Here is a 5,209-nt window from a genome sequence, read left to right as displayed (position 1 = left end):
GGCCGAGCCCGCGCGCCCGAAGCTCTCGGCGACCGTGCGCCGGGCGCTCGACGTGCTCGGCCTCGAGGAAGGCGCCGACACCGCCGCGATCAAGGCGCAGTACAAGTCCCTGGTGAAGCGCTTCCACCCCGACGCCAACGGCGGCGACCGCTCGTTCGAGGAGCGCCTGCGCGACATCATCCGGGCGCACGACGTGCTGCGCGCGGCCGGGCTCTGCTGAGGCGGCTCGGCACGATCGATGCAAAGTCGACCGTCGCGCCGTCGTCGGCGGCTTTCGCGCGCGGACGACCGGCAATTTTCGATTGCAGGCCTATATGGGGGTCTTGCACCCGATCCGGCCCGTCTGTGGCGCCCCGGCGCGACGACGTTTAAGGAAGGGCCTGCATCCCGGCAGCGACTGGCCGGCGAGGCGAGGCCCGAGACAAGTTCCGCGCGGCTTTCGATCCGATGCCCTTCGGAAGACCGCCCCTACGAGGTTCCGTATGCTCTCTGACGACAAGCCCGCCATGCTCCCCGACCGCACCGTCTCCGTCCGCGCCACCTTCGGCATCGACATCGACCTCGAGGTTCCCGCGTTCGCCGAGACCAGCGAGCACGTGCCGGATCTCGATGCGGACTACATCTTCGACCGCGAGACGACGCTGGCGATCCTGGCGGGCTTCGCGCGCAACCGCCGCGTCATGGTCACCGGCTATCACGGCACCGGCAAGTCGACCCATATCGAGCAGGTCGCCGCCCGGCTGAACTGGCCCTGCGTGCGGATCAACCTCGACAGCCACGTCTCGCGCATCGACCTCGTCGGCAAGGACGCGATCGTGCTGCAGGACGGCAAGCAGATCACCGCCTTCCAGGACGGGATCCTGCCCTGGGCGCTGCAGAACAACGTCGCGCTGGTCTTCGACGAGTACGATGCCGGACGGCCCGACGTGATGTTCGTGATCCAGCGCGTGCTGGAGCTCTCCGGCCGCCTGACGCTGCTCGACCAGAAGCGGGTCATCCGCCCGCACCCGGCCTTCCGGCTGTTCGCCACCGCCAACACGGTGGGCCTCGGCGACACCTCGGGCCTCTATCACGGCACCCAGCAGATCAACCAGGGCCAGATGGACCGCTGGTCGATCGTCACCACCCTGAACTACCTGCCGCACGACCGCGAGGTCGACATCGTGCTGTCGAAGGCGCTGCACTACAAGGGCGACCCCGGCCGCGACATCGTCAGCCGCATGGTCCGCGTCGCCGACCTGACCCGCAACGCCTTCATGAACGGCGACCTCTCGACGGTGATGAGCCCGCGCACGGTGATCACCTGGGCCGAAAACGCCGACATCTTCCGCGACATCGGCTTCGCCTTCCGGGTCACCTTCCTCAACAAGTGCGACGAGCTGGAGCGGACGCTGGTCGCCGAGTTCTACCAGCGCGCCTTCGGCAAGGAGCTGCCCGAGAGCGCGATGAACGTCGCGCTGAGCTGATCGACGATGGAGGAATCGATGGCGCAGGTTGCTTCGGGCCCGGAGACGGAGCCAGCCGGCTTCGCGTCGCCGCGCGCGGGTACGCGCCACGAAGCTGACCTCTACACGTGGGTGCAGGAGCAAGTGGCCCACCTTCGCGCTGGCCGGGTCGAGGTTCTCGATCTCGACAACATCGCTGAGGAACTGAGCGACGTGGGTTCGGAGCAGTACGATAAGCTAGAGAGCGCGATCGAGGTCCTGCTCGCCCATGCCCTGAAGTGGGACTTCCAGCCGGAACGCCAGAGCAGGAGCTGGGCGTTGACCATCGCGGAGCAGCGCCTGCGGATCGAGAGGCAGTTGCGCAAGAACCCCGGCCTGAAGTCGCGCATCGCGGAGGCGGTCACCGACGGATTCCGGACCGGCAGGCTTCGGGCTGCGCGCGAGATGCGTCGCTCGCTCGAGACCCTCCCCACCGACAATCCCTACGCCTGGGACGACATCCTGAACCGCCCCTTCGAACTCGACGCCGACCGGTAGCACCCATGTCCATCTCCAACCGCAAGCCGGGCGAGCGCCGCGAGCCGGTCGCCGAGCCCCTGAAGCGCTCGGTCGCCGGGTGCCTGCGCGCCATCGCCAAGCGCTCCGAGGTCGAGGTCACCTACGCCACCGACCGGCCGGCGCTGACCGGCGACAAGGCGCGCCTGCCCGAGCCGCCGCGCAAGCTCACGGTCGGGGACGTCGCGGTGCTCCGCGGCAACGCCGACGCCATGGCCCTGCGCCTGGGCTGCCACGACATCGCCGTCCACCGCCGGCTCGCGCCCGAGAATTCCGCGGCGCGCGCGGTGTTCGACGCGGTCGAGCAGGCCCGCGTCGAGGCGATCGGCTCGCGGCGGATGTCGGGCGTCGCCACCAACATCTCCGCGATGCTGGAGGACCGCTACCACCGCGGCGGCAAGTACGAGACCATCACCGACCGCGCCGATGCGCCGATGGAGGATGCCGTCGCGCTGATGGTGCGCGAGCGCCTGACCGGCCAGAAGCCGCCGGAGGCCGCCAAGCGCATCGTCGAGCTGTGGCGCGCGCACATCGAGGACAAGGCCGGCCCGAACCTCGACGGGCTGATCGGCTCGATCGAGGACCAGCGCGGGTTCGGCCGCTCGGTGCGCGAGCTGCTCTCCTCCCTCGACATGGCCGACGAGACCCCGTTCGACCCCGAGGACGACGAGAACGACGACGAGAACGAGGCCCAGGACGACGAGCAGACCCCGAGCGAGGGCGATGCCGAGGAGCAGAGCCAGGGCGACCGCGCCGAGGTCGAGACCTCGGAGGAGGCCTCCGACGACATCGAGGAAGGCGCGCAGGAGGCGGCCGACGCGCCGTCCGGCGAGCTTCCCGAGGAATCCGAGGACGCGGAATCGGATGAGGCCTCCGAATCCTGGCGGCCGCCGTCGAAGGTCGCCAACGAGCTGCGCGGGCCGGACTACCGGGTGTTCAATCCGAGGTTCGACGAGGTGATCCACGCCGAGGACCTGTGCGACGCCGAGGAGCTGGCGCGGCTGCGCAGCTACCTCGACAAGCAGCTGTCGCATCTCCAGGGCGTGGTCGGGCGGCTGGCCAACCGCCTCCAGCGCCGGCTGCTGGCGCAGCAGAACCGCGCCTGGGACTTCGACCTCGAAGAGGGCCAGATCGACCCGGCGCGCCTCGTGCGCGTGGTCATCGACCCGTTCCAGCCGCTGTCCTTCAAGCAGGAGAAGGACACGAACTTCCGCGACACCGTGGTGACGCTGCTGCTCGACAATTCCGGCTCGATGCGGGGGCGCCCGATCACCGTCGCCGCGACCTGCGCCGACATCCTGGCCCGCACCCTCGAGCGCTGCGGCGTGAAGGTCGAGATCCTGGGCTTCACCACCCGCGCCTGGAAGGGCGGCCAGTCGCGCGAGGCGTGGCTCGCCGCCGGCAAGCCGAACGCGCCGGGCCGCCTCAACGACCTGCGCCACATCGTCTACAAGAGCGCCGACGCGCCCTGGCGCCGGGCGCGCAAGAATCTCGGGCTGATGATGCGCGAGGGCCTGCTCAAGGAGAACATCGACGGCGAGGCGCTGGACTGGGCGCACAAGCGCATCCTGGCCCGGCCCGAGCAGCGCAAGATCCTGATGGTGATCTCGGACGGCGCGCCGGTCGACGACTCGACGCTGTCGGTCAACGCCGGCAACTATCTCGAGCGCCACCTGCGCTGGATGATCGAGGAGATCGAGCAGCGCTCGCCGGTGGAGCTGCTGGCCATCGGCATCGGCCACGACGTGACCCGCTACTACCGTCGCGCGGTCACGATCATCGACGCCGAGGAGCTCGGCGGCGCGATGACGGAAAAGCTCGCCGAGCTGTTCGAGGAGGATGCCGGCGGCCGCGCCCCGATGCGCGCCGCCGGCGGACGCCGGCGCTGACGCCTCAGGCCAGCGCCCGCAGGGCGATCAGCACGGCGAGGTGCCCCGGGTAGAACGCCTGCAGCGCGTAGGGCGGCAGGAAGCGCGGTCGGCCGCGCAGCCGGAGGGCGGCGAGCAGGACCAGCGGGACGCCGACGCCGATCGTCGCGGCGTCGGCGAGCGCCGAGAGGGACGCGGCCTCGCCCCGCGGGTGCCAGCCGTGCCAGTTCAGCCCGACGATCGCGGCGACGAGCCAGGCGCCGTAGGCGCGCGGTTCGCGGAGCGCCAGAAGGATCGCCGCCGGCAGCAGGATGCCGGCCAGGCCGAAATCCACCGCCGTCTTGGCGAGCGCGGGGGCGAGGAACACCACGGCGAGGCCGAGCGCCAGGGCCGCGTGGCGCAGCGGAGGGCGTCCCCTCTCGAGCGCGGTCGCGAACGCGATGCCCGTCGCCAGGGTGAACAGGATCGACCCCTCGGTCGTGCCGAAGGGGAAGGCGGCGGCGTAGATCGCCTGCGTCGGCACCGCGAGGGCGAGCAGCGCCAGCCCGTAGCGGCCGGGATCGGCGCCGCGCAGGATGTGCAGCACGGACACCACGCAGAACAGCGGGAAGGCGATCCGCCCGAGCCGCCACAGGGCGACGGCGTGGCCGTCGAGCAGGATTGTGTCGACGTGGTCGCCGACCATCAGCACGGCGGCGGCCCCCTTGATCGCGTCGAGGGGCGCGCCGGCGAACGACGCGGCGGGCACGAAAAAACCGCCGGCATGGGGGTCCATGCGGCGGTTCATGATCTCACATCGCCCGGAGGCGACCGCTTCAGGCAGCGACGGCGTCCGGAGCCGCGGTCTCGCCGAGCTTCTTGTGGATCTCGCGCTTGAGGAGCTTGGCCGTCTGCGACAGCTCGACCTCGTGCGCCTTCACGAGGAAGGCGTCGAGGCCGCCGCGGTGCTCGACCGAGCGGAGCGCGTGCGCGGTGACGCGCAGGCGCACGCGGCGGTTCAGCGCGTCCGAGGTCAGCGTGACGTTGCAAAGGTTCGGCAGGAACCGGCACTTCGTCTTGCGGTTCGAATGGCTCACGAGGTGGCCGACCTGAACGGCCTTGCCGGTGAGTTCGCAGCGGCGTGCCATGATAACGCTATCCTGTCTCGTTCCTGGGCGATGCGGACCCGCCCTCCCGGGCCGGATGCGCCGCCTGCGCGGCCCCACCCGAACGTCGTTCCAGGTCTCGCGCAGTCGTGTCTGAGTGGCGGCCTATAGGCGAGACGGCCCGGGACCGTCAAGGCAAAACCCGACATCGCGTCGTCATGAAGGCGCCGGCGCACGCAGCGCGACAGGCTGAACG

At 70.4% G+C, this 5,209-nt stretch carries 6 protein-coding genes; 4 read left to right on the top strand and 2 right to left on the bottom strand.

From position 1 onward, the window contains the following. From FV223_RS19460 to cobT, 4 genes are all read left to right on the top strand, one after another. On the top strand, positions 1–220 hold a 220-nt coding region (locus FV223_RS19460; RefSeq protein WP_147728553.1), incomplete at its 5' end, for a DnaJ domain-containing protein. Between the two features lie 262 nt (positions 221–482). Then, positions 483–1,466 (top strand): cobaltochelatase subunit CobS, encoded by a 984-nt coding sequence (gene cobS / locus FV223_RS19455; protein ID WP_147728552.1) that lies wholly within the window; start codon positions 483–485, stop codon positions 1,464–1,466. 18 nt (positions 1,467–1,484) lie between these two features. Next, positions 1,485–1,982, top strand: a complete 498-nt coding sequence (locus FV223_RS19450) for a DUF29 domain-containing protein (protein WP_246686590.1) — start codon at positions 1,485–1,487, stop codon at positions 1,980–1,982. Positions 1,983–1,987: 5 nt separating this feature from the next. Then, positions 1,988–3,889 carry a cobaltochelatase subunit CobT gene (gene cobT, locus FV223_RS19445; RefSeq protein WP_147728550.1) on the top strand — a complete coding sequence of 634 codons (1,902 nt, stop codon included), beginning with the start codon at positions 1,988–1,990 and terminating at the stop codon, positions 3,887–3,889. Positions 3,890–3,893: 4 nt separating this feature from the next. Here cobT and FV223_RS19440 read toward each other — a convergent pair whose 3' ends face one another. Continuing rightward, positions 3,894–4,655, bottom strand: a complete 762-nt coding sequence (locus FV223_RS19440) for a TraX family protein (protein WP_147728549.1) — start codon at positions 4,653–4,655, stop codon at positions 3,894–3,896. 28 nt (positions 4,656–4,683) lie between these two features. Then, positions 4,684–4,995 carry a 50S ribosomal protein L28 gene (gene rpmB / locus FV223_RS19435; RefSeq protein WP_147728548.1) on the bottom strand — a complete coding sequence of 104 codons (312 nt, stop codon included), beginning with the start codon at positions 4,993–4,995 and terminating at the stop codon, positions 4,684–4,686. Between the last annotated feature and the right edge of the window lie 214 nt (positions 4,996–5,209).

The sequence above is a fragment of the Methylobacterium sp. WL116 genome (genome assembly GCF_008039455.1).
Lineage (GTDB): Bacteria > Pseudomonadota > Alphaproteobacteria > Rhizobiales > Beijerinckiaceae > Methylobacterium.
Note: the sequence above shows the minus strand (reverse complement) of the source record. Positions and strands in the feature narration are given on the sequence as shown.